Genomic DNA, 21857 nt, shown 5'->3' with positions numbered 1-21857 from the left:
GTGGAGCTATCCATCTGAAATATTCTCTAGATAGCATTTCCAATTTTTGTTAAACGTACTAAGGTCCCATTTTGTGATTTCCAAGATTGTTTGCAGGAGCTTTTCATCATCCGAAGTGTCTTTTTCTAAAAGGAGCTTCAGTTTTTTTGTTCCGTAATAGTGATGGATTAAGTCGCACAAAATGGCACCTTGAGCATAAAAACTAAGCGTATGATCTTTTAAGAGATCTGTAAAGTTCCCATCCACTTTTTCAATAGCCCTAGATGAAAAGTCCATGGATATGACTTTATAGTTTTGATTCATAGATCCACCCAACCAGGTTGCTATACCTTCATCCAATAAGCGATTTCGCTTGTCATTTTTAGGCCATATTTGATGAACAAATTCATGCGGGTAGTACGGGCTGCTATTGCCACTTAATATAATGTTGTTGATGGATTTGCCTTCAGCATTACCATAAATGTAGTATTCGTAGCCAAGCAATTGTCCTAATTCATGTGTGCCATTTACAGTATATACCGAAAATGGACTTGGCTTTTTGAGGTTGTAATGATCACAAATGGAGTCGCAAAACTTAACACTGTTTTGGATTGTAAGCTTATTATTTATATCAGCAGAGGGAGCGTAAAACGTGATATAGTCCTGTTGATATTTATTCCAGTTGGAGGTTTCATAAGGTAATATATTGGCCATTTTCCACTTTCCGTTTTCTTTCACCACCGCATATTTCATTATAGCCAACGGGTCGTAAGAGGTGTATTGAGGTCCTAAATGGGCTTTTGCTTTTAAAAGGGAGGTGAGTTGATAAACGGTATCCTTTTTTTCAATTTTCAATAAGACTGGAATAAAACTGCTGAAAATTGCCTGTGCTGTTAAAGTACCTTGAAATATGGAGTTCCGACTCAGGTCAAAATCTTTGTAGAGAATTTTTTCCCGTTTGTTCCAATTGGGATTGTCATAAATAGAGTCAGGAGCGGAGTTGATGTAATTCGAGTATAAGTTCACAAATGGCTTCAGCTCTGGATGATTTGTAGTATCGGTCCACCAGGATAACTGAACTTGAATGTTTTGATCCTGTGCTAATAAAATGGTTGGCATAGCAATATTCAAAAGAAAAAATAAATAGAGGTACTTCAGCATGAAACTAAGTTTAGATAGCCTCTAAAATATTTTAAAAATCTAAAGTTAACTGCACAGATTGCGAATTATCACTTTCGTCATTTTTGAGATTGGAAAGTGTAATTCCCAAAAGTCGCACCGGCTTTTCTGGGAAAGGCTGGTAAAGTAGCTGAATTATTTTGTCAAAAATCTCTTCCTGAGAATTTATATAATGATCAAACGTGAAGCTGCGGGTGTGTTGCTCAAAGTCAAAGCTTTTTAGTTTTAGTGTAACTGTTTTTCCACTGGCTTCCGAGCTTTCTATTCTTTTGTGAAGAATGGTCATAATTTTTTCAAGCTCTTCTTTCAGGTCACTTTCTGCGTGAATGTCATCAAAGAAAGTACGTTCTGCTCCAATGGATTTTCGGATGCGGTCAGGTTTTACTGTACTCTTTTGAAGGCCACGGACAATATTGTAATAATGAGTTCCGCTTTTTCCAAACTCTCTTACCAAAAGTGGTAAATCCCATTGCTTGAGGTCGCGGCCAAAATGAATGCCAAGCTTTTTCATTTTTTCGGCTGTCTTTTCACCAATGCCGTAAAATTTTTTGATGGGTAAATTTTCTAAAAAGGGAATCACATCGTCCGGCATTATGGTTTTTTGGCCATTTGGTTTGTTGATGTCTGATGCTACTTTGGCCACAAACTTATTGATGCTAATTCCAGCAGAAGCGGAAAGTTGGGTTTCTTCCCAAATGCGCTGACGGATTTCTTTGGCAATGCGGGTGGCAGTGGCAATTCCCTTCTTGTTTTCGGTTACATCCAAATAAGCTTCATCCAGTGAAAGCGGCTCCACCAAATCGGTGTATTCAAAAAAGATTTCCCTGATTTGCTTTGATACCTCCTTGTATTTTTCAAAGTGAGGTTTTACAAAAATGATGTGAGGGCATTTGCGATAAGCAATGGAAGAAGCCATGGCAGATCGTATCCCGTATTTACGCGCTTCATAGCTAGCGGCTGCTACTACTCCACGTTCTCTAGAGCCGCCCACAGCCACAGGTTTGCCCATCAATTCTGGGTTGTCGCGCTGCTCTACGGAAGCGTAAAAAGCATCCATATCTACATGGATTATTTTGCGGATGTACTCTTCGGGAATCAAGTTTGGGAATTAGTTCCGCAAAGGTATGGATAGAAAATTCAGGGCTCAGGTTTCATTTTCAGGATATTAAAACTACTTATCCAATATTCCCTTAGGTTGATGTTTACATTCAGTATTTTCGCCACCCTATATGCTATCAAAAAGATCAAAATACGCGATAAACGCTTTGGTATACCTTGCTCGTCAAGCGAAGGTAGATCCTGATCGCAAGGTGCAGATTGCTGAAATTTCTGAAGCACAGCATATACCACGCAAGTTTTTGGAGGCCATTCTTTTGGATCTTAAAAACAATGGAATTCTTGGTTCAAAAATGGGCCGTGGTGGTGGCTATTATTTGCGTAAGCCGGCTACCGAAGTAAATCTTGCCGAAGTCTATCGCATTTTTGATGGAGCCATTGGATTGCTGCCTTGCGTTACTTATAATTATTATGAAAAGTGCGAAGAGTGCCGCGATGAGGAAACCTGTGGGATTCGCGATGCTATCTTAGAAGTCCGAAATAAAACAGTAGAAATTCTTAAGGAAAATACGCTGCAGGCTATTCTTGATACTGAGGATAGGAAGATTGCAAATCATAAATAAAACTAATAATTAAAATAGTTAAGAAGTTATTAATTTCTGTATTATTGATATTATTATGCAACAAAATTATTAGTTATTATTCGTTAAGTTTTATTTAAAATGCATCGATATTTATATTTACTCATTTTGGTAATTGGTTACTGTGAAATGTTTGCCCAGCATTATTGTGAACAAACAATTCAGACACCCCTATTTCATTTTAGCACCGAGTTAGTGTCTCTTAATGGCTCACTGTATCATGGGTATGCTGAATCAGACGGATATACTCCGGGCATTAGTCAGCCAAGAAAGAATTATATTCTAAAAACAGATGATTGCCTCAATGTATTAGATTCAGTTAAGGTTCCGTTGGATTCTGCTTTCTTCCGTTTTATAGCCAATTTGAGTGTGGCTAACGGTTATTTATACTGCTTAACACGTACAAGTGATGTGGAAAGATACGACACAATTGGAAATCAGGTGAAGTCTGAAATACTTGTGTATGATTCGTTGCTAAATCTTGTAGGGAGACACGATATCACAAGGGATTTGGGGGTGTATAACTTCAATGTAACGATGGATGTATTAGGAGATAGCCTCCTTATGATTAGGTCAACTACTTTCACAGGTTCAATAAATACATTAGTGAGCGTATTTGGATTGGATGGTATACTTAAGGAAAGTATACTAGATAGTTTGTATGGTTTTCACATTGGCCCTATCGGTTCCTTTAAAGGTGTAGGTAATTACTTTATTTGGAGAGGGCAGTTTGAAATTGATTTTTCCATCAATCCTTTGTCTTTGGCTACAAAGATTGACACCATTATTCATCATACAACTTTAGATGAGGTAAATTCTGGGTCCATTGTTTCACACCCCAATGGATATACCTATTTGGTTGCCGAGTGGAGCACTTTTGACTTTGTCAATGCACATTATGGTCTTCGCGTATTTCGGTTTGACAGTTTAGGAAATAAAATAGATTCCAGTGTTGTTTTAGGAGACAAGGATGGAAGGGAGGACATATTTAGTAGGGATGCGGTTTCAATTGCTACAAATGGTGATATCATAATTGCATCCGGTCTCTCTGTTGCGGATAACGGTGGGGAATGGAATATGCTGGTAACCCGGATAGATGAAGATATGAAGCTTAAGTGGTCTAAAGCGGTTAGGGTACCTAATACACTTATGCTACCAACGTTTTCAGAGGGAACCTCTGATAATGGGGTTACTATTATTTCTGCATTGCGCGACTCCTCCACTCAGGATATTAGCCGCTCTTTTAATGATTTGCACTATATACACATGGATAGCACTGGGTATTATAGTCCGATATCTTCTGAGGACTTTAGTTATATGTGGGAGCAAAGTGTAAATATTTATCCTAACCCAGTAGAGGACAGATTTGCACTTAGCGGCTTGGATGAACATGAGGTGTATCAGGTAGGACTGTATGATGTTTCAGGTAATCTAATTAGTCGCTTTGAGCTTGCGTATCCATTCAATAAAAAATGTGATGAATTAGTACAGGGTACCTATTTATTAATTCTTCAAGATTCAAGAGGAAAGAGGGTTTCTAAAAAGATATTAAAAAACTAAAGTAATTAGCTCAAAGCTTCCAAAAACTTTGTTACATAATTTTCCTTGCTTTTTAGCTTATACTGCATAATGTAGCGCGGATGCTCGAGTGGAGTAATTTCATCAAACAGTTGAATTTTCTTGTTTAGCTTTTGAAGGTATTTATAGTTTTTACCCGTGCCGAGTACTACACATTTTCTTGGGTTTCCACAGATTTCTAGTTGTTCTTGTAACTTGTCAATGATAAAAGGTCGAACAGCTTTTTCAAGTTTTGGGTCATCGTAATAATTGTAGTTTACCCAATTGCCCTTGGAATTTTGATGGATGAATCCGAGCGGACTTGTGGCACCAATAAACCAATTGCTATAAAATTTTTTTGCACCTCCAAATGCTTGTATTACATCATAAACAAACACAGATGAAGTTTCTCTGGTGTCAGTTGGGAAGTCAATATCACAAAACTCTTTGAGGCGATAAGAATCAGTAAATGGGATGCCAGTGATTCCGGCTCCAAATCTTCCTGGGTTTATACCCAAAATCAATCCTCGTTTGTGATGGTCTCCATAATATTTATGATAAAATTCGTGAAGTACCTTTTCCATTTCGGGAGAAGGATTTTGGTAAGGATTGAGCACATCAACTTTTAGCGGAAGCGTAGAAACATCAATATTGAGGTTTGAATAGAAATCAAGGATTTGCTCGGCTTTTGTCATTTAGCTAAAATAAAAAAGGCTGCCCGATATGGACAGCCTTTGGGAGTGTGTTTGTGACATTTTATTTCTTCACGGCCTTTATGGCTTGGCCTTCTGTATTTTTGATGATGTAGATGCCGGCCGGCTGATCTTTAAGATCAATTACAGTATGGTTGGTTATACTTTTCACCAACTTTCCATCCATGTTGTATACTTTATAATCTCCTTCATATGTGGTGTTAAAAATCCCGGTAGATGGATTTGGGAAAATGGCCTCATCTTCCACCATGTAATATTCTTCTATACCAATGCCAATTCCCATTTCGTAGGCAGTTATAGTACCGCTCACTTCATTGGCTACCAAAAGCATAGCGAAACCAGTAGGGCTTACGTTAGCAGGTATAAACTCTAAACTTGAAGGTCCCAAATCTCCTGCTCCAGCACTATTTGCAGCTTTACTAAAGTCACGGTTTAGCTCATACATTTCAAATTTTGGGCTGGTAGGGTCAGAAATGTCATAAATCATAATTCCTCCCATTTTCTTTAAAGTTATGAAGGCGTAAGGCGTGCCATCTACTTCTCCAATAACGATAGACTCTGGCTCTGGTCCTTTTTCATTACTTGTGCTTTTGCGAGAGTTATTGTCGTCATCGTCAGAGTTAAATTCATTGGGGAACATCTGTGCAGTAATTTGCTCAAATTGATCTCCACTATCCCACACTAATTGACCATTTTCATCCCATATAGAGAAGGAACGTCCGCCAAAGCAGAATAGTGAATCCTGAAACAGATCATTATCATTATTTCCTAATGTATTTGTAATGTCCAACCTACCTAATACGCTGTCTTGGTATATATTGACATAATTGGGAAAAGCGTTCGCATCAAAAATGAAATCGGTAACCTTGGCGAGTTCTGAGTATGCAGAGTAGTCACGCGCTTTACCTTCATTTGCAGTAGCAAAATAGATGTTGCCATTTGCCGAGTAAGAAGCTATTCCATCGGGCTGATACATTCCAAATAGGCGATTGTAGGGTTTAATATCAATATCTGATTCCGTGTCGCTGGCATCTAGCCCTGTAACCGAAAAATCTTTGTAGCCTAGTGCAAGTACTGTATCAAGTGTGGCTGTAGCTAAGTCAATTACTGCTACAGCATTATTTTCCTGAAGTGTAACATAGGCCTTGGTAGAAGCCGGGTTTATGGCAATATGCTCAGGCTCCAAATCTTGAGAAGGTAATTGTAAGCCATTATTTCCATAGATGTGTATTAAGTAGTCATAAGCAGTGGTATCCAACCCTTGGAAGTTTACAAACTTCACCGAAGATGGAGATGTATTTGCTACGCCATTACTAATGTTTAGCATGGATACAGAACCTTCGGGATCAGTAGTATAGTCATCACTAGGTTCACCTTCGTTGGCCACTAAAACCCATGTTCCGTAGATGCTAAAGGTAACCATGCTTGGCATTGCCCCAGCAGGAAACTGTCCCGTAGGAGTTCCTTTTTCATCAAAAAACATAAGTTTTCCTGGTGACTGTGGATTATTATATCCCACTACAGCTACTTGCTGAAGGTACACATCTACACCAGTAATTGTACTTACATAAGGAGAAACATCAAGATAATGTAAGAATTTGGGTTTGCTTACATCCGAGTAATCATATACCTCTACGCGGTTCAAGCTTCGATTAGTGGTATAAACGTAGTTGTTGTTTTTATCAAAAGCTACAATTTCTGTACCTCCGGCATCAAAAATGCCAGTACCACGAGTGTTTAATTTAGCAAATGGTATTGTTTGCGAAAAGCTATTAAAGCTTAGGCTAAAAAGTAAGGCTACTAGGGAAAGATATTTCATCGTTTAGTTTCTGCGATTTTACGGCTCGCAAATTACTAAGAAAGGTTGGGATGGAAGGTGAGTCAGAATAAGTAGACCCTCACCTTTACTAATTACTAAAAATGAAAAAACCGCCCCATAGTTTCTACAGGGCGGCCATGTAATTAATTTTGAGCTGAGATTATTTCTTCAGGATCTGAAGGCTTAGCTCTCCTTCTACCAAAGTATAAATACCTGTAGGTAGATTTTTAAGGTTTGCGGTAGTGCCATTGATAATCATCATTTCACGACCACCCATGTCATAAAGTTTAGCATTGCTTACTTCTCTTGTAAAAGTTACTTCGTCCATTACTGGATTTGGGTAAGCTTGTAAAAGGCCTTTTTGTGAAAATTCATTCAAACCAATAGTTCCGCCTACTTGGTAAATTGAAAGTGTACCAGAAACTTCATTTGCGTTAAGCAAAAGATTTTGTCCATTTGGGCTTTCATTTGCCGGAATGAATACTAGGTTCTCAGGGCCTAGGTCTCCGGCATTTGCATCATCTGCATCTAAGCTGAAATCACGGTTGATGTAATAGCTAACAAACGTTGGGTTAGTAGGGTCTGTAATATTGTAAACCATTACACCACCCATACGCTCAAGGCCGATAAAGGCAAAACGCTGACCGTTGATCATGGCAACTTCTACAGCTTCTGGCTCGCAACCTTTGTCATCACTACGGCTTTTAAAAGAGTCGTTGTCATCATTGTTGGCGTTAAATTCATTTGGGTTGGTGCTCAATAATGTTTGAGCAAAAAGCCCTTTGCTATCCCACACTAGGTTAGCTTGGTCATCCCAAATAGAAAATGAGCGGGCACCGTAAGCATAAAGCTCATCGTAGTCTCCGTCATTATCAATGTCACCTAAAGAAGTGGTGATATTCAAACGACCCAAAGAATCTTCATGCTGAATAGCTGCTGCATTGGGAAAGGCAGTCGGGTCAAGAGTGATATCTTCTACACGCTCTTCTTCAGAGTATGCGTTGTAGTCGCGTGCGTCACCTTCATTAGCTGTAATAAGATATACAGAGCCGTTGTTTTCAAAAGCTTTCATGGCATCAGGCTGATACATTCCAAACACTGGCCAGTTGCGGATGTTTACGGTTGCTGGTTTGTTGCTGGCATCCATTTTATTGTCACCGGTTGACCAATCTTTAAAACCTAAAGACTTCAAAGAAGTGATGGTATTGGTACTAAGGTCAATGATAGCCATGGCGTTGTTTTCCTGGCATACAACATAAGCTTTGTCAGAAGTAGGAGAAACAGCGATGTATTCTGGTTCAAGGTTACGAGCTAATTCAGGATTAGCTGTTGGGCCAAAGTTTCTGATGGCTGGATCATAATTGGTGTTGAAAGAAATGAAGTCCAAAGTAGTAACGTCAGTTTGTGTTACGTTTTGTACTCCTCCAGAAATATCAATAATAGAAACCGTTCCGTAAGGATCTACAGTATAATCATCATCAGGCTCACCTTCGTTTGCTGTAAGCACTTTATTTCCATCAGGGGTAAAAGTGATCATATCCGGAAGAACACCTACTTCTGCGGAAGCAAGAAAAGCTCCGGTCGCGTTGAAGAAAACAGCTTTTCCATTTTTATCGAAATCATCATGCTCTACAGCTGCAGCTAATACACCATTTTGGAATGCTACAGAATTAGCGTGATCTCCATAAGGAGAAACATCTATTGTTGCGGTTTTGGTAATATTGGTTGGATCAGAAATGTCAAGAACTTCTATGGTTCCGGTGCTTCCGTTTACGGCAAATACCTTCTGTGTGGTGGCATCGTAAGCAGCAATTTCCATAGCGCCATCATCAAACACACCTGTCTTGTATGTGCCAATTACACTAAGGTCAATAAGGTTTTGTGCCTGGCCGGCAACAGCCATAAGTGAAAGAAAAAGTAATGTAGTTAATCTCATCATGTGATTTATTTTTTAGTAAACCGCAAATCTTAAGAATGGAGACTGTAACCGTGTAAAGGGGAGGTTAAGGAAAGGATAAGTTAGTTTTAGATAGAGGACAGACTTTAGTTAGGTGAACTAAATAAAGGTTTAAAACTTAACCCCAACACCCACATAAATACTTCTCGGTGCAGCAGTGATAATTCCAGGGCCGGGGTAGCCATCGGCTCTGCGTGTAAAGTAGGTATTGTTGGTAATGTTGTTTATGCCTCCTTCAAAGTTGAACATCTTGATACTGTAGCTTAGTGATAAATCCAAAACATCATAAGCGGGGATTATTCCATAGATGCCAGTGGGGGAGGTCTCGGCATTGGTAGCTTCTGAATATTGGTCAGAAACAAAAGAATACTGCAACGATGCCTTGATGTCTTTATATGAAATGGACCAACCCGTTTTTAGGTTGACCTTGGGGACTTCCTCCACCTGGTTTCCCTCGATAGCGGGTTCCTCAGAATTATGATAGGTGCCAATGATATAAGCGAAATTCACAAATAGACTTGATCTGAAGTTTTTGCTTTCGATATGGAAAAGCTTCATCAAGTCACTTTCCAGATAAAGCTCAGTTCCCAGAATGTTGGCATCAGCCACATTGGTGGTATAGCGAACTAAACGGTCACCAAAAAACTCATCTTCTACAACCCTTAGCACGGAGCCAATTCTGCCATTGTAGCTTAGCCAAAAAAGCCCTGCGTCCATAGTAAAAGCTTTACCCAATTCACCACGTACACCAAGGTCTAAATTGAACCCGCTCTCATCTTGTAAATTTGGGTCAACCGCAGCAGAGGGCGAAACCACGCGCATATCGTTGAAGGTAATTGCTCGATAATTTTGGGAAAAATTGCTGTACAGTTCCAGCTTTTCCGTAAGGCGATAAGCAAGGCCCAGCCCAAATAAAACTATGGAGCGGCTGCTTTGGCGGATTTCATAAGTAGCGCTGTCAATCACAATTTCTCCAGTATTTGGGATGCGCACCGAACTGTCATAAAAACCATCAGCGGTGGTGCGGATATATTCATATCGCACACCCGGAGTCAGGCTTAGCCTATCCGTGATGTTGAAGATGTTTTCACTGAAAAGTGCAATGTTGTAGCTCGGAAATTTATAGTCTGATTTTAGACCAAGTGAGTCTGTTTCAAATTCAAAATCAGCATCGGTGCCGTTACTTCCATAGCCTTGCGTTTTTTCGGTATAACCGCGATAAGCTCTAAAGCCAACAAGAAATGCAGAGGGTTTATTCCAAAGTTTATACTTGTGCAAAAGGCGGGTTTCGTTTCCTACATTTCGGTAATAATCCACCAATAAATCGCGAGGGTCGCTCAGGTTGTCAATACGCCCAGGATTGGAGCGAATGCCAAGTGCTTTTCTAGAGCCGATCAAGGTAAATGTTCGGCTGTTCAAAGCGGTTCTTTCATTAAGCTGAAAGTCTAAATCTGCAGCGATAAGGTTCCAGTTTACATAAAAGAAATTGCGAGTTCTAAAGCTTTGGTAGGGGTCTTGATCATACAGCGCATCTGTAAGCCCACCGGGCTGTTGCGCCAAATATTGCATATTGGTATAATCCAGCTTTAGCGTGAGTTGCTCATTGAATTTATACCCAAGATGAGCGTAGTTTGTATTGGCACTAAAGTCAGAGTTGGGACAGTTGCAATCTCCTTTTCTAAAGTTGATAAAGGTGTAATAATTCAACTTTCCGATTTGTCCACCAGCTTCATTAAATGTGTTAAAGTAACCATTGTCTTTCCCTATAAAATTGTAGGTATTCATGGTGCTTCCACTGAATTTCTTCTCAGGGTTTCCCTCCTTTAGTTTCAGGTTTATCATTCCACCAAACTGGGTTCCATATTGGAGGGAAGCGGCACCACGGACAATTTCAATTCTATCGATAGCCTGCATGGGGGGAGCGTAATAACTTTCGGGGTAACCCAAAGCATCAGCGGCCATGTCATAGCCATTTTGACGGGTGTTAAAATTGGAAGTTCTGTTTGGGCTCAAGCCTCTGGCACCAACTCCTAGCTGAAGTCCTGCGCAGTCATTTTCCCAAACTACTACGCCTGGCACACGTGCAAATACTTGGCGGGCATTGTTGCTGCTGAGGTTGGCCGTAATGTTTTTGAGTTCAATAACCTCATTTTTTTTGGCAGCATAAATAGCTACTCCATCAATGTTTTTGAGTCGGTTGTAGACAGAAGTTTGCTCGGGACGGTCGGTGATATCTATGGGGCTCAGCTCTTCACTACTTATTTTTAGTTGAACATCCAACACAATTTGGGTGGTGGAGAAGGTGATTTTTTCAGTGTGCTTTAAATAACCAATGCTACTGACAATCACTTTGTGGGTGCCAGCAGAGATATTAGAAATGGAATATTCTCCATTGATATCGGTGCTGGTTCCTTGTTTTGTGTCTGCGATATACACATTAGAAAAAGGAATGGGCTTACCATCCTGATCGGAAACAACACCCTTTAGCCCAGCGCCTTGAGCGTAGCTAAAAAGAGAAACGATAGTAAGTAAAATGCTAATCCCGACCCTCATAAGGTAAAATCCATTCTTTGGCGGCAAAGCTATCATTCACTTTCGTGAGATCAGTGTTTGGATCAATAAAAAGTCGGCTGCCTTGACCATTTAGTGTTACGTACACTTCGGCTGTGATTATTGGGTCCTCAATTCCCTTTTCTTGGTATTCTTTTTCTAAGAAATGAGCAAACTGTAAGATGAGGTCTGGCTGTGTGGCCAATTGCTTTTCTTGGTTTGGGGTAAGATAATCACCCGGATGAACTTCGCCTGTATTTCCGGTTGTTGGGTCTGTGATGTGATAAATGGCATAGCCTGCTTTTTCCATCAGCATTACGCGCCAGCTTAGACGGTAGCCTTGCTCAGTCCAAAATAAGTGACCAGGATAGGCGAGGAAGCGCCAAGGCCAAATTAACTGGAAGCAAATGAAAACTATAAATCCACCTTGTAGTAATGCTGGGAGCTTTAATGGGGAAGTAGAAATTTGGTGGTTTTTGAAAACTGGTTTCAAAAGGTGTAGAATCTTTTTGTGAAAATCATCTGAAAAGAAAATGAGGGTGCTGAAAATCATTACCCATGGAAAAACACCGATAGGAAAAAGTATCCAAGTAAGAAGATGAAAAACTACTACAACGAGAAAGGCATATGGTCGTGTCTTTTTATTCCAAAGGAAAAAGGGTACGGTAAGATCATAAAATGCACCAAACCAACTGAAGGCATAGGCTACCCATTCATAATCGAACAGAAAACCAATGAGTGGCATATCGGCTTGGGCTGGTAACCACATTTTTAGTGGAAGTGCCTCCAGAAGCCAGTCGGGGTTGAGCTTAGCTACACCTGCATAAAAATACACGATGGCGAGTTGAAGGCGTATAATATTGACGTACCACCAATTTCCTTCTTTGGTCAAAGGAGCCCTGCCATACCTTACATCTAGTGAGCTTAGGCGATGTGCCGGAAGGAATATCATGATTAATGAAATAAGACTTACAAAGTAGTAATGGTTGAGATAATTGGCTACGTCCAGCAATTCCACGTAAGTGAAAGTGAGAAAAAAGAGCGTGGCTGAAATACGGTAATAAAAACCCAGAGCAATGCCAATAGCGGCCAATGCCATGATGGCAAAAATCACATACATCCAGTTACCTGGTAGGGCGTGCACCCATTCAAAACCATAATACTTGAAGTGGAACTGCGGAGCAATATATAAATCGTAAATCCAGCCTTTGATCCAAAAACGTATGGTTGCAAACAACATTAGCAAACCAAATATGATGCGGAAAACCGCGAGGGGGGCTAAAGAAGTTTGTAGTCGGGAGTTTGTAGTTAGGAACCTTCCTTGTACGATATTTTTTGTTTTCATTCCCTACTCCTTATTCCCAACTCAGTTTTAGTCTCCATCATTATCACTAAAGGTAAGCGTTACCGAAAGGGCAGAGGTCATATCAGTTTTCACCAAAACCAAGAGAGCTTTCAGGTTTTGATAGAGTTCTTCTACATTTTGAGGTGAGGAGGTGAGTTCATTGCTCAATGAGCCGTTCATGTTTTCAAGATTGGATTGCACCAAATCTGCTTGTTCCAAAATGGCGGTACTTAAAAGCTTGCCATCCTTCATTGCTCCCAAATAATCCAGATAATCATCAAAGCCGGTATTGTTTTCTGTTCCAGTAAAAAGGCTTTTGAAAATCTTGATGTTAGCAATTAGCGCTTCTTTTGAAGTTTCGCTGATATAGGCTTCAAGTTGGGAGGTTCTAATACCTGTGTTTAATTCTTTTCCAAGAGGTTTGCCAACTTTGGTTACAGTCATAAACTCAATGTGGCTGCTCATTTGGTTTACCGTTTGGCTCAAAGATCCATCAAGTCCACCGCCAGTATTTGCGGAGTATTGACCTAGGTAATTATCACCAAGAGGAGACCAGAAGCTAGCGATTTCGAGTGCTTTCAGGCTGAGGTTTTCGCAGCAGGCTACTACATAATCTACTCGTCTTGAGTTGCTGCTGAGTTCGGAAAGTACAGTAGCATTATCTCCATTTTTAAAAATCAAATATTCGATAGCGGGCAAACCTTTGGAGGTAGCACCTTTGCCGTTTATAAAACTGTTATTGATGGGATCCGTGCCGCTGATAAAGCCTTCTATAAAACCATCATTGGTAGCCCATTTGTCCACCAAACTGTACATTTTGGTATCATTGAGTGGGCCAAACTTTAGCTGTTCAATTTTTTTGGAAGATGTTTTTGCCTGCACCCAAGCTGTTTGTAGTTCGGTTAAAGTATTTGTGCTAGGTTGGTTTTGAAAAGCTAAAGCCTTTTGAAAAAGGGAATCAGAAGTATTTACGAACTCTAAGAAAGTTGGCAGAACAACCTTGTCTCCCAAATTGGTAAAAAGCTCTTTGCGATTGAAATTGTCAACGGGATCTTTATCTTTTTCATCCTCCTTGCCACAGGCAAAAAGTGTAAGAAGCGCTAATATGGCCAGAGTAGGCTTTAGTTGAATCATAGAGATTCCAGGAATTTTATGAGTTTTTCACGATCGGCCAAAGGTAACTTCTTATAGCGTTCGCGCGAATTTTCTGCTTCACCTCCATGCCAAAGGATGGCTTGTTCTATGTTTTCGGCACGGCCATCATGTAGATAGCGAGTGTGTCCATTTACAGTTTCAAAAAGTCCAATTCCCCAAAGTGGAGGCGTGCGCCATTCAGTTTCGGTTGCTTCAAAATCACCCACGCCATCGGCCAAATCAGGCCCCATATCATGTAGGAGCATATCGGTATAAGGACGAATAGTTTTATTTGAAAATTCATCCATTGTAGGATGCTGGCCTGTTGTAATTTTGGGGAGGTGACAGCTGCCACAATTTATTTTGTTAAAAATAGCTTTGCCTTCAAGCACAGCTTGAGTGTTGTAATCTCTTCTTGCGGGCACTGCTAAACTGGCTACGTAGAGAACTACCTTTCCTAAATCATCATCATCAATTTCGGGGTATCCACCAGTGGGAGCATCATTACAAGCTTGTTGCCCACCAGCGCAATTTTGATTTGGGAAAACAGAAGTGGTAATCCCCATATCTCCATTAAATGCTCCTGCAGATTGCTGTAGTAAATTGGGCTGATTGGCTTTCCAGCCAAAACGGCCAACGGTGCGGCTTTTACTTACTTCATCCCACACATAGTTTGGTCGGCCACTTATCCCATCATTATTTGCATCATTTGGGTCTGCCCAAGAAAGTAACTGTTGCTCAGAAATAGCTTCTAAAAAGCCAAGACCGATTACCTGATTTGCAATTCGTGGGGAAATGAAAACATCCGCTTCTAGCGGACCATAAGCTAAATCAGTAACAGAATAGATGGGTTGTTTTAAAGTATAGGAAGTACCATCTGCAAATTGTCCCTCAATGTTTTGGTAGGTAATAGAAATTGTCCCTTCCTTATCTACGCCACCGATACTTCTATCTTGAAACTGGCCACCGTAATGGGAGTCACCAATATTTTGACCATTGATATCTTTTGCAGCTTTGGTTAGGCGAAGTAATAGCCCTGTAGCTTCTTCTCCGGGATATAAAGGGGGACGTCCTCGACCATCTTTAAAGTGGCATCCACTACAAGCACGAGAATTAAACAAAGGCCCGAGGCCATCGCGAGCCGTGGTAGAAGAGGGGGATTGTACCCAGTTTTGATTAAAAAAAGAATTGCCCACAAAAAACTCGAGTTCATCGGTTCCTTGAAGGCCATCTATTTGAAATCCAAAAGCATTTGGACCATCATTAAAAACCGTACCGGGGCCGGCAGAAAGTTCCTCACCTTCTTCAGGGCTCAGTTCATGTACTTGTTCTTTGTCTTTTTGGCAAGAGCCAAAAGCTACAAATACGCTGAGAAATGCGGCTCCCAGTACGATTCTTTGCTTTCGCATATTTTACTTTCTAGTCAGGCAGGTCAGTAGAAATAGAAATTCCTAATGCCGCTGCTGCTTCAGCAATTTTATCACCCTGATCTTGAAGTGAGTGAACAGTAGTCATAATCGGACCATTGCCTCCAACTGTTTCTTGTGTAAGAGCTTGGTCAAATGGAACCGGAATGCTCTCTGCATCAGATACGCTTGTTGCAACCATGGTGTTCAACTCTTCGGCAAGAGTAGCGTCTACCTCTTTAAGCAATTCATAAATTGAAGCTCCGCTTACTACCGTACCATCTGTACGTATATAAGTACCTGTATATACATTTTCAATTCCTTGAGCATTTAGGATGATATCACGATGTGTGTTATCAGAAAAACATGAATGCTCATCTTCTTGATCCTGGTTGTCAAGAGCTACATAAATACGCTCTCCAGCCAATTCTGATTTACTCAAAACACCCATTCCTGTAAGCATATTTTTGATGCTAACATTGGCAGCTTGACTGGTAAAAGTACCACGGTAGTTAGAGCTTCCTTCTTTCCATGCTTCAACCATTGTAGCCAAGTCGTCAACCAAAATTTTGGCGGTTACTTTAAGGTAATCACCTCTACGATCTTGATTGGTAGCTGTGCCGCTGCCATCGGTTACATAGTCAGTATAAGGTCTGTCTCCAGGTGCACCAGCGTTAAAATCCTGACCCCAAAGAAGAAACTCTATAGCGTGGTAACCAATAGAAATATTCTTTTCGCCACCATTTTCATTCAGCCCAATAAGTGTAGCCTCATCAATGGTTGGATAATCTGTGGTGTTATTAATAATGTTAGCCTCGTTTCCGGGATTGTCATCATTTCCGGTTCCAGCCTGTACGTAATCAACGTGTGCTTCATCAAGAGGCCATGCATTTAGCGCACCTTCTGGACCATCATTGTCATCAATTGGCCCTGAGTAAAAGCGGTAAACTTCCGTTTGACCGTAAGGCTCACGAGCATCAAGCCATGCTTGTTTTGCTTCGTCAAAAGCAGTTTGCGAAGGAGCATCTACAAATGCATCAAGCTTATTTTTTAGAATCACAGCTTTTGCATGAGCATCTTCGTAACTAGCAAAAACAATATCTGCATAGTTGCTTACTACAGACTGTTTCAAAGCAGCATTTGGATCTGCATTGTCAGTGTTTTCGTCATCCTTACTGCAGGCTGCAAATAGCATTGCAGAACCAGCCAAGGCAAGCATAGACTTGGTAAATCGAATATTCATTATTTTAATTTTTAGTTTGAATTAATCACCATCATTATCCTGATAGGTAATGAGTACACCCATAGCTGAAGGCATATCTACCTTTAGATAGCGTACATTTTGCTGTATGGTGAGGTATGCATCACTCACTGCATCAGCATCATTTATTACGGCATCAGAAAGAGGTGTGGTAATTTTTTCTAGAGCAGTCACCGCTTCGGTAAACTGTGTATTGATCACAACATCAAGTTGTTCATTATCGGTTGTGGTTCCTAATTCTATGATATAGTCTTCAAGGCTTGATCCTTTTAGGTTTCCATCAAAACTGTAACCTTGGAAAAACTTGTGAATAGCTTCGATATTGGCAATAGCTAAATCTATAGAGTGCCCGCTGTAGTAGGCTTCACAGGTTTCTGGGTAAGGTTTTCCTAAAGTTTTTTTACCAGCTGGAAAGCCAATCTTGGCATTTTTTACAATCTCGTAATCCTTGTTGATGGCATTCACCATTTGTCCAAGAGAACTGCCTAAATCTGTCCCTGAAGCTGCAATAAATGAAGCTCGCTCATTTTGCCAATTAGTATAAATACTGCTTGCTAAAGCAGAAATATCATTTGCCAAGAGCTTAAGGTAAGCTTGTGTTTTAGGATCGTTAAGGTCTACACTAGAAGAGTATAACAAGTAATCCATAGCAGGAAAACCTCTAGCGGTAAGGTTCGAAGCGCTGCTGATATCACTTACCTCATTCTGGATATTATTATCAATTTTGGCGGCATCAGCTGGGTAGGTGTTGATGGATGCACGAAGGCTTACATCCTCGGAAGGACCTATCTCAAAAGCCTTTATTTGCTGAAAAGCCGTGTAGGTTTTTACAAACTGATCTTGTAAGGTCTGAAGGTTAGCATCATCGCTAAAATCATTAGCAGATACTTGAAGTGCAGTTGCTTCTGTGCTAAAGTTTTCAAAAGCCGGAAGCATGATGTTGTCTATCCAATTTGTGAGCATTGCTTTGCGATCAAAGTCCACTTTATTGGTTAGAGGTTTGTCATCTCCACAAGCACTAAAAAGTATTCCGGCCACAAGGACCGGAAATAGTTTAATACAAAATCCAGATAGGATATTTTTCATCTTTATAGAGCGTCTTTTACATCAGAAAGACCATAGGTGGTGGCCAACGTGTCAATAATGTCATTTAAATCCTGAACGCTAACTTCATATAGGTTAGGCAATTTATTTTCAAGAATGTCCATCACTTCACTTTCGGTCATTCTGGTTTCGGGGTTAAATTGAAGGCTCCAAATAAATCCGGCAGCTTCAGAAAGTTGGTGATTTCTTAGGGCATCATCGGCTAAGTCAGCTTTAGCACCATTAAGGTAATGGATAGCCATACCTGCAACTACAAGCTCCCACTCTTGACGAACTTCAGAAATAGCGGCATCGCGAGTTTCATAGTCTTTACGATTGATAGCATCACGACCTTTGATGAACGCTTTCATAATTTTAGTGTTGCATCCAAGCGCATCATTTAATGAGTTGGTATACTTTGCCCAAAAGCGGTTGTAAGTAGCAGTATTGTCGAAGTTAAAGCCTGCTGATCCAAAATCATTTGGTGCACCAAAATATCCATAGGCCTCATCCCAATGATGTTGCATATCAGTTCCTTTTCCAGCTTCCACAGTTTCATTGTCCACATCCATTTTAGATGAACTCATATATACTGCTGTAGCCTGATAAAATGCTAATGCACCCATCATACCTTTTTCAATCAACTGGCCGTATTCCATACCAAATTCGCTGAAAAGGTATTGCTTAGTACCACTGTTACTCTGTACAAGTCCTGCGGTACCATTGCTCCCGGTAGTGGTGCTTCCACTAATGCTTGAAAGTTCTTCAATCCAATTTCCAATTACTATCCCGGCTTCTGGCTCTATTTTATCAGCTATCTGCTTAGTTGCACTGTTTAGCTCTGTATTGGTCCAAGTGTAGTTTTCGTTGGTAAGCATGTCAAACACAATGTCTTTGTCTACCAGGTCACCATCATTGCTGGATTTTACATAGCTGGCGATTTCAACAAACATATCCAGGCGTTGATCTTGACCAGAATGATCTACATTTTCAAAATTGTAAGTGTCAGGTAGGTTTACGGTGTTGTCCACTGTATCGGTAGTTTCTTCTTTGCAAGAAGAAAGGAACATTGTGCTGAGAATTGAAACTGATAAAAGTAGCTTGCGCATTACGTTTAGGTTATTTAGACTTATTTAAAATAGCGAGGCAAATGTAATAGGCATGATTTAATTGACCAAGCCTATTTAGATAATTTCTAAATAAAGTTTTTGAGCGATTTAACACTCTGTTAATAAGTAGGTACGAGGGCAGTTTGGATAGGGATTAGAGGTGCATTTGAATCAAAAAAAAGCCGCAAAATGCGGCTCTTATATTGTTGTCATGTTGGTTAGAAATTACCCCATCTCCGCAAAAGTCTCCTTCGCAGCTTCCAAAGTTTTTTCAATATCCGCGTAAGTCAAAGCATTGCAAAGGAACCAGCTTTCGTAAGCAGAAGGTGGTAAATACACACCACGCTTTAGCATTCCATGGAAAAATTGCTTGAAATAATCATTCGCCCCTTTTGCCGATGACGCAAAGTCACGAACGGGCTCATTTGTAAAATGAAGACTGATCATAGAACCTCTGCGATTGATAGTCCAGGGCAGGCTGGTTTCTTTCAAAGCTTTTTCCAGACCAACATGAATGGCCTCACATTTTTCAGCAAGCTCAGTATATATCTGTGGATTTTCCTTTAAATGCTTCAAGAGTGTGTAACCGGCAACCATGGCAATCGGGTTTCCACTCAAAGTTCCAGCTTGATATACCGGTCCGTTTGGCGCTACATATTCCATAATGTCGGCTTTACCCGCATAAGCACCAACGGGCATTCCGGCACCAATTACTTTTCCATAAGTTACCAAATCAGCTTCCACACCAAGTGCTTCTTGAGCACCACCAAAGCCCATTCTGAAGCCGCTCATTACCTCGTCAAAGATTAATATGATTCCTTCCTCAGTACATATTTGGCGTAAGCCTTCAATAAAACCCGGTTCGGGAAGTATACAGCCCATGTTGCCGGGAATTGGCTCAATTATCAAAGCTGCGATTTCGCCTTTGTTGGCATCCACTACTTTTTTTACACTTTCCAAGTCATTGTATTCGGCCAGCAGGGTGTCCTTGGCTGTGCCAACTGTTACCCCCGGGCTACTTGGGTGGCCAAGGGTTACAGCGCCACTTCCGGCTTGTATCAAAAAGGCATCACCATGGCCATGGTAGCAGCCTGCAAATTTTATAAACTTGTCTTTTCCTGTGTAACCACGAGCCAAGCGAATAGCACTCATGGTTGCTTCCGTTCCCGAGTTTACCATACGTACACGCTCTACATTTGGAATGCTTTCGCAAATAAGGCGGGCGAGGTCAATCTCCATTTCGGTAGGTGCTCCAAAAGAAGTTGAGTCAGCTACTTTGTCTTGAATGGCTTTTACCACAGGTTCCCAGGCATGGCCCAAAATCATTGGCCCCCAAGAGGCGATGTAGTCGATGTATTTATTGCCATCCTCGTCATACATATAAGCACCCTTGGCCTTCTTTATAAAAATAGGATCACCACCTACAGATTTAAAGGCACGTACCGGGGAGTTTACTCCACCAGGGATATATTTTGATGCGGTTTGGAAAAGGGATTTGCTGTTATCTGTAATCATAAAATTGATTTATAAAATTCTAAAAACTAAACTCGAAATTCTAAACAAATTCAAAGTTCAAAAAGCCGAAAATTCAAAAATAGCTACACTTGGCCGCCTTCTGAATTTCGGATGATAGCCCCGAGAATTTTCATTATTTCGGTTGCTTCAGTGTGAAGTTCCGTTCGAGCGGGTTCTAAGTCGGGTTGAATATTATTTTCTAAGCAAGACAACCAAAATCGTGACTCTTTGACTTCCTTCCTTGATATCTTTGCTCGGAAGAGGAAATCTTTCTTGCTAAATGACTCATTGGCTTCAATATAGTTTGCTCCAACTGAGCCGGATGATCGGATCAACTGCCTACAATCACTTTCATTTACGGTTGTAAGCTTAACCGATTTTATAAATTTTCGAATTTCTTTGGCAAAACGCAATGTTCTTTCTTCAAGATCATAATGTGCCATGGTTTTGAAATTTTTAGTTTAGTGCTTTGTTTAGAATTTCGAATTTAGGATTTCGAGTTTATTAGCTTAATAATATCCTTCACAAAGTAAGTAGCTATCAAATCTGCTCCGGCTCTTTTGATAGAAGTCAAAACTTCAACGATGGCTTCCTCTTCATTCAACCAGCCTTTTTCAGCGGCAGCTTTTATCATGGCATATTCACCACTTACATGGTAAGCCGTCACCGGAACTGGGGAAATATCTTTTATTCTGCGGATTACATCCAAATAAGAAAGAGCAGGTTTTATCATCACCATGTCGGCTCCTTGATCGATGTCCATTTGAGCTTCTTTCACACCTTCCACAGCATTGGCAGGATCCATTTGGTAGGTCTTTTTATCCTTTGGAATATCTGCCATATCTACCGGTGCAGAATCCAAAGCATCACGGAAAGGGCCGTAAAAACATGAAGCATATTTGGCGCTATAAGCCATGATTCCTGTATGGGTAAAGCCCGCCACGTCCAAAGCAATGCGCATGGCTTCAATACGGCCATCCATCATGTCGCTTGGTGCCACAAAATCAGCTCCGGCCTGTGCATGGCTAATGGCCATTTCACATAAAAAACCTACGGATTCATCATTGATAATCTCACCATCTTCTACAATGCCATCATGGCCAAATTCAGAATAAGGGTCAAGGGCAACATCCGTCATCAGGCAGATTTCAGGAACAACTTCCTTAATCATGCGAATACCTTGTTGCATCAATCCATCCGGGTTTAGTGCTTCTTCTCCTTCATTGTCTTTCAGGTCATCTTCTACCTTCACAAAAAGCAAAGCCGAGCGACAGCCCATATTCCAAAGTTCATTTACTTCTGCTTCAAGCAAATCCAAGCTATAGCGAAAGTATCCGGGCATGGAGGCAATTTCTTCCTTCTTGTTTTTACCTTCTATCAAAAACAATGGAGCGATAAAATCGGAAGGGTGCAATCTGGTTTCGGCTACCATTTCTCTAAGGGCAGCAGATTGGCGTAATCTTCTTGGTCGGTGTAACATATTTTAAATTCTAAGTTCTAAACTCGAAACTCTAAAATGAGCACGTTGTGTTTTTAGCATTTAGAGTTTCGTG

General features: G+C 40.6%; 17 protein-coding genes. 2 read left to right on the top strand and 15 right to left on the bottom strand.

The genetic code is table 11. The annotated features are described in order from the left end of the window. Nucleotides 1-6: 6 nt before the first annotated feature. Nucleotides 7-1140, bottom strand: coding sequence for a hypothetical protein (locus OWEHO_RS07660; protein WP_014201902.1), 1134 nt, complete (start codon nucleotides 1138-1140; stop codon nucleotides 7-9). Between the two features lie 31 nt (nucleotides 1141-1171). After that, nucleotides 1172-2257 carry a DNA polymerase IV gene (gene dinB / locus OWEHO_RS07655; RefSeq protein WP_014201901.1) on the bottom strand — a complete coding sequence of 362 codons (1086 nt, stop codon included), beginning with the start codon at nucleotides 2255-2257 and terminating at the stop codon, nucleotides 1172-1174. Between the two features lie 130 nt (nucleotides 2258-2387). Between dinB and OWEHO_RS07650 the strand changes: the two genes are divergently transcribed. Both OWEHO_RS07650 and OWEHO_RS07645 read left to right on the top strand, forming a co-directional pair. Then, the gene (locus tag OWEHO_RS07650; protein ID WP_014201900.1) at nucleotides 2388-2837 is read left to right on the top strand and encodes an RrF2 family transcriptional regulator; all 450 of its coding nucleotides are present in this window, start codon (nucleotides 2388-2390) and stop codon (nucleotides 2835-2837) included. 99 nt (nucleotides 2838-2936) lie between these two features. Next, nucleotides 2937-4415, top strand: coding sequence for a T9SS type A sorting domain-containing protein (locus tag OWEHO_RS07645; protein WP_014201899.1), 1479 nt, complete (start codon nucleotides 2937-2939; stop codon nucleotides 4413-4415). A 5-nt stretch (nucleotides 4416-4420) separates the two neighbouring features. Here OWEHO_RS07645 and OWEHO_RS07640 read toward each other — a convergent pair whose 3' ends face one another. The 13 genes from OWEHO_RS07640 to hemB form a co-directional block, all read right to left on the bottom strand. Continuing rightward, entirely contained in the window at nucleotides 4421-5107 is a 687-nt protein-coding gene (locus OWEHO_RS07640; RefSeq protein WP_014201898.1) for an SMUG2 DNA glycosylase family protein, read from the bottom strand. Between the two features lie 61 nt (nucleotides 5108-5168). After that, nucleotides 5169-6944, bottom strand: coding sequence for a choice-of-anchor I family protein (locus OWEHO_RS07635; RefSeq protein ID WP_014201897.1), 1776 nt, complete (start codon nucleotides 6942-6944; stop codon nucleotides 5169-5171). Nucleotides 6945-7104: 160 nt separating this feature from the next. Next, entirely contained in the window at nucleotides 7105-8883 is a 1779-nt protein-coding gene (locus tag OWEHO_RS07630; protein ID WP_014201896.1) for a choice-of-anchor I family protein, read from the bottom strand. A gap of 129 nt (nucleotides 8884-9012) precedes the next feature. Then, nucleotides 9013-11454 carry a TonB-dependent receptor gene (locus tag OWEHO_RS07625; RefSeq protein WP_041627501.1) on the bottom strand — a complete coding sequence of 814 codons (2442 nt, stop codon included), beginning with the start codon at nucleotides 11452-11454 and terminating at the stop codon, nucleotides 9013-9015. Then, complete coding sequence (locus OWEHO_RS07620) at nucleotides 11438-12796, bottom strand: HTTM domain-containing protein (protein ID WP_014201894.1); 1359 nt, start codon at nucleotides 12794-12796, stop codon at nucleotides 11438-11440. The genes OWEHO_RS07625 and OWEHO_RS07620 overlap by 17 nt, the downstream gene beginning before the upstream one ends. Nucleotides 12797-12823: 27 nt before the next feature. Further along, nucleotides 12824-13930, bottom strand: coding sequence for an imelysin family protein (locus OWEHO_RS07615; RefSeq protein ID WP_014201893.1), 1107 nt, complete (start codon nucleotides 13928-13930; stop codon nucleotides 12824-12826). Continuing rightward, nucleotides 13927-15339, bottom strand: coding sequence for a di-heme oxidoreductase family protein (locus tag OWEHO_RS07610; protein ID WP_014201892.1), 1413 nt, complete (start codon nucleotides 15337-15339; stop codon nucleotides 13927-13929). Before OWEHO_RS07610 ends, OWEHO_RS07615 begins: the two co-directional genes overlap by 4 nt. A 10-nt stretch (nucleotides 15340-15349) precedes the next feature. Next, nucleotides 15350-16579 carry an imelysin family protein gene (locus tag OWEHO_RS07605; RefSeq protein WP_014201891.1) on the bottom strand — a complete coding sequence of 410 codons (1230 nt, stop codon included), beginning with the start codon at nucleotides 16577-16579 and terminating at the stop codon, nucleotides 15350-15352. A gap of 21 nt (nucleotides 16580-16600) precedes the next feature. Beyond that, complete coding sequence (locus OWEHO_RS07600) at nucleotides 16601-17683, bottom strand: imelysin family protein (protein WP_014201890.1); 1083 nt, start codon at nucleotides 17681-17683, stop codon at nucleotides 16601-16603. A gap of 2 nt (nucleotides 17684-17685) precedes the next feature. Then, on the bottom strand, nucleotides 17686-18789 hold the full coding sequence (locus OWEHO_RS07595) for a DUF4856 domain-containing protein (protein ID WP_014201889.1): 1104 nt from the start codon (nucleotides 18787-18789) through the stop codon (nucleotides 17686-17688). A 225-nt stretch (nucleotides 18790-19014) separates the two neighbouring features. Then, nucleotides 19015-20304: a glutamate-1-semialdehyde 2,1-aminomutase gene (gene hemL, locus OWEHO_RS07590; protein WP_014201888.1), complete on the bottom strand. Its 1290-nt coding sequence runs from the start codon at nucleotides 20302-20304 to the stop codon at nucleotides 19015-19017. A gap of 83 nt (nucleotides 20305-20387) precedes the next feature. Then, complete coding sequence (locus OWEHO_RS07585) at nucleotides 20388-20747, bottom strand: four helix bundle protein (RefSeq protein WP_014201887.1); 360 nt, start codon at nucleotides 20745-20747, stop codon at nucleotides 20388-20390. A gap of 44 nt (nucleotides 20748-20791) precedes the next feature. Further along, the gene (gene hemB, locus OWEHO_RS07580; protein ID WP_014201886.1) at nucleotides 20792-21784 is read right to left on the bottom strand and encodes a porphobilinogen synthase; all 993 of its coding nucleotides are present in this window, start codon (nucleotides 21782-21784) and stop codon (nucleotides 20792-20794) included. Nucleotides 21785-21857: the final 73 nt, after the last annotated feature.

Source organism: Owenweeksia hongkongensis DSM 17368 (genome assembly GCF_000236705.1).
GTDB classification, from domain to species: domain Bacteria; phylum Bacteroidota; class Bacteroidia; order Flavobacteriales; family Schleiferiaceae; genus Owenweeksia; species Owenweeksia hongkongensis.
This window is presented reverse-complemented; position numbering and strand designations above follow the sequence as displayed.

Coding starts and splice junctions, on each gene's coding strand:
- OWEHO_RS07660 (WP_014201902.1), bottom strand. CDS start 1,140: ATGCTGAAGTACCTCTATTTATTTTTTCTTTTGAATATTGCTATGCCA.
- OWEHO_RS07650 (WP_014201900.1), top strand. CDS start 2,388: ATGCTATCAAAAAGATCAAAATACGCGATAAACGCTTTGGTATACCTT.
- OWEHO_RS07645 (WP_014201899.1), top strand. CDS start 2,937: ATGCATCGATATTTATATTTACTCATTTTGGTAATTGGTTACTGTGAA.
- OWEHO_RS07640 (WP_014201898.1), bottom strand. CDS start 5,107: ATGACAAAAGCCGAGCAAATCCTTGATTTCTATTCAAACCTCAATATT.
- OWEHO_RS07635 (WP_014201897.1), bottom strand. CDS start 6,944: ATGAAATATCTTTCCCTAGTAGCCTTACTTTTTAGCCTAAGCTTTAAT.
- OWEHO_RS07630 (WP_014201896.1), bottom strand. CDS start 8,883: ATGATGAGATTAACTACATTACTTTTTCTTTCACTTATGGCTGTTGCC.
- OWEHO_RS07625 (WP_041627501.1), bottom strand. CDS start 11,454: ATGAGGGTCGGGATTAGCATTTTACTTACTATCGTTTCTCTTTTTAGC.
- OWEHO_RS07620 (WP_014201894.1), bottom strand. CDS start 12,796: ATGAAAACAAAAAATATCGTACAAGGAAGGTTCCTAACTACAAACTCC.
- OWEHO_RS07615 (WP_014201893.1), bottom strand. CDS start 13,930: ATGATTCAACTAAAGCCTACTCTGGCCATATTAGCGCTTCTTACACTT.
- OWEHO_RS07610 (WP_014201892.1), bottom strand. CDS start 15,339: ATGCGAAAGCAAAGAATCGTACTGGGAGCCGCATTTCTCAGCGTATTT.
- OWEHO_RS07605 (WP_014201891.1), bottom strand. CDS start 16,579: ATGAATATTCGATTTACCAAGTCTATGCTTGCCTTGGCTGGTTCTGCA.
- OWEHO_RS07600 (WP_014201890.1), bottom strand. CDS start 17,683: ATGAAAAATATCCTATCTGGATTTTGTATTAAACTATTTCCGGTCCTT.
- OWEHO_RS07595 (WP_014201889.1), bottom strand. CDS start 18,789: ATGCGCAAGCTACTTTTATCAGTTTCAATTCTCAGCACAATGTTCCTT.
- hemL (WP_014201888.1), bottom strand. CDS start 20,304: ATGATTACAGATAACAGCAAATCCCTTTTCCAAACCGCATCAAAATAT.
- OWEHO_RS07585 (WP_014201887.1), bottom strand. CDS start 20,747: ATGGCACATTATGATCTTGAAGAAAGAACATTGCGTTTTGCCAAAGAA.
- hemB (WP_014201886.1), bottom strand. CDS start 21,784: ATGTTACACCGACCAAGAAGATTACGCCAATCTGCTGCCCTTAGAGAA.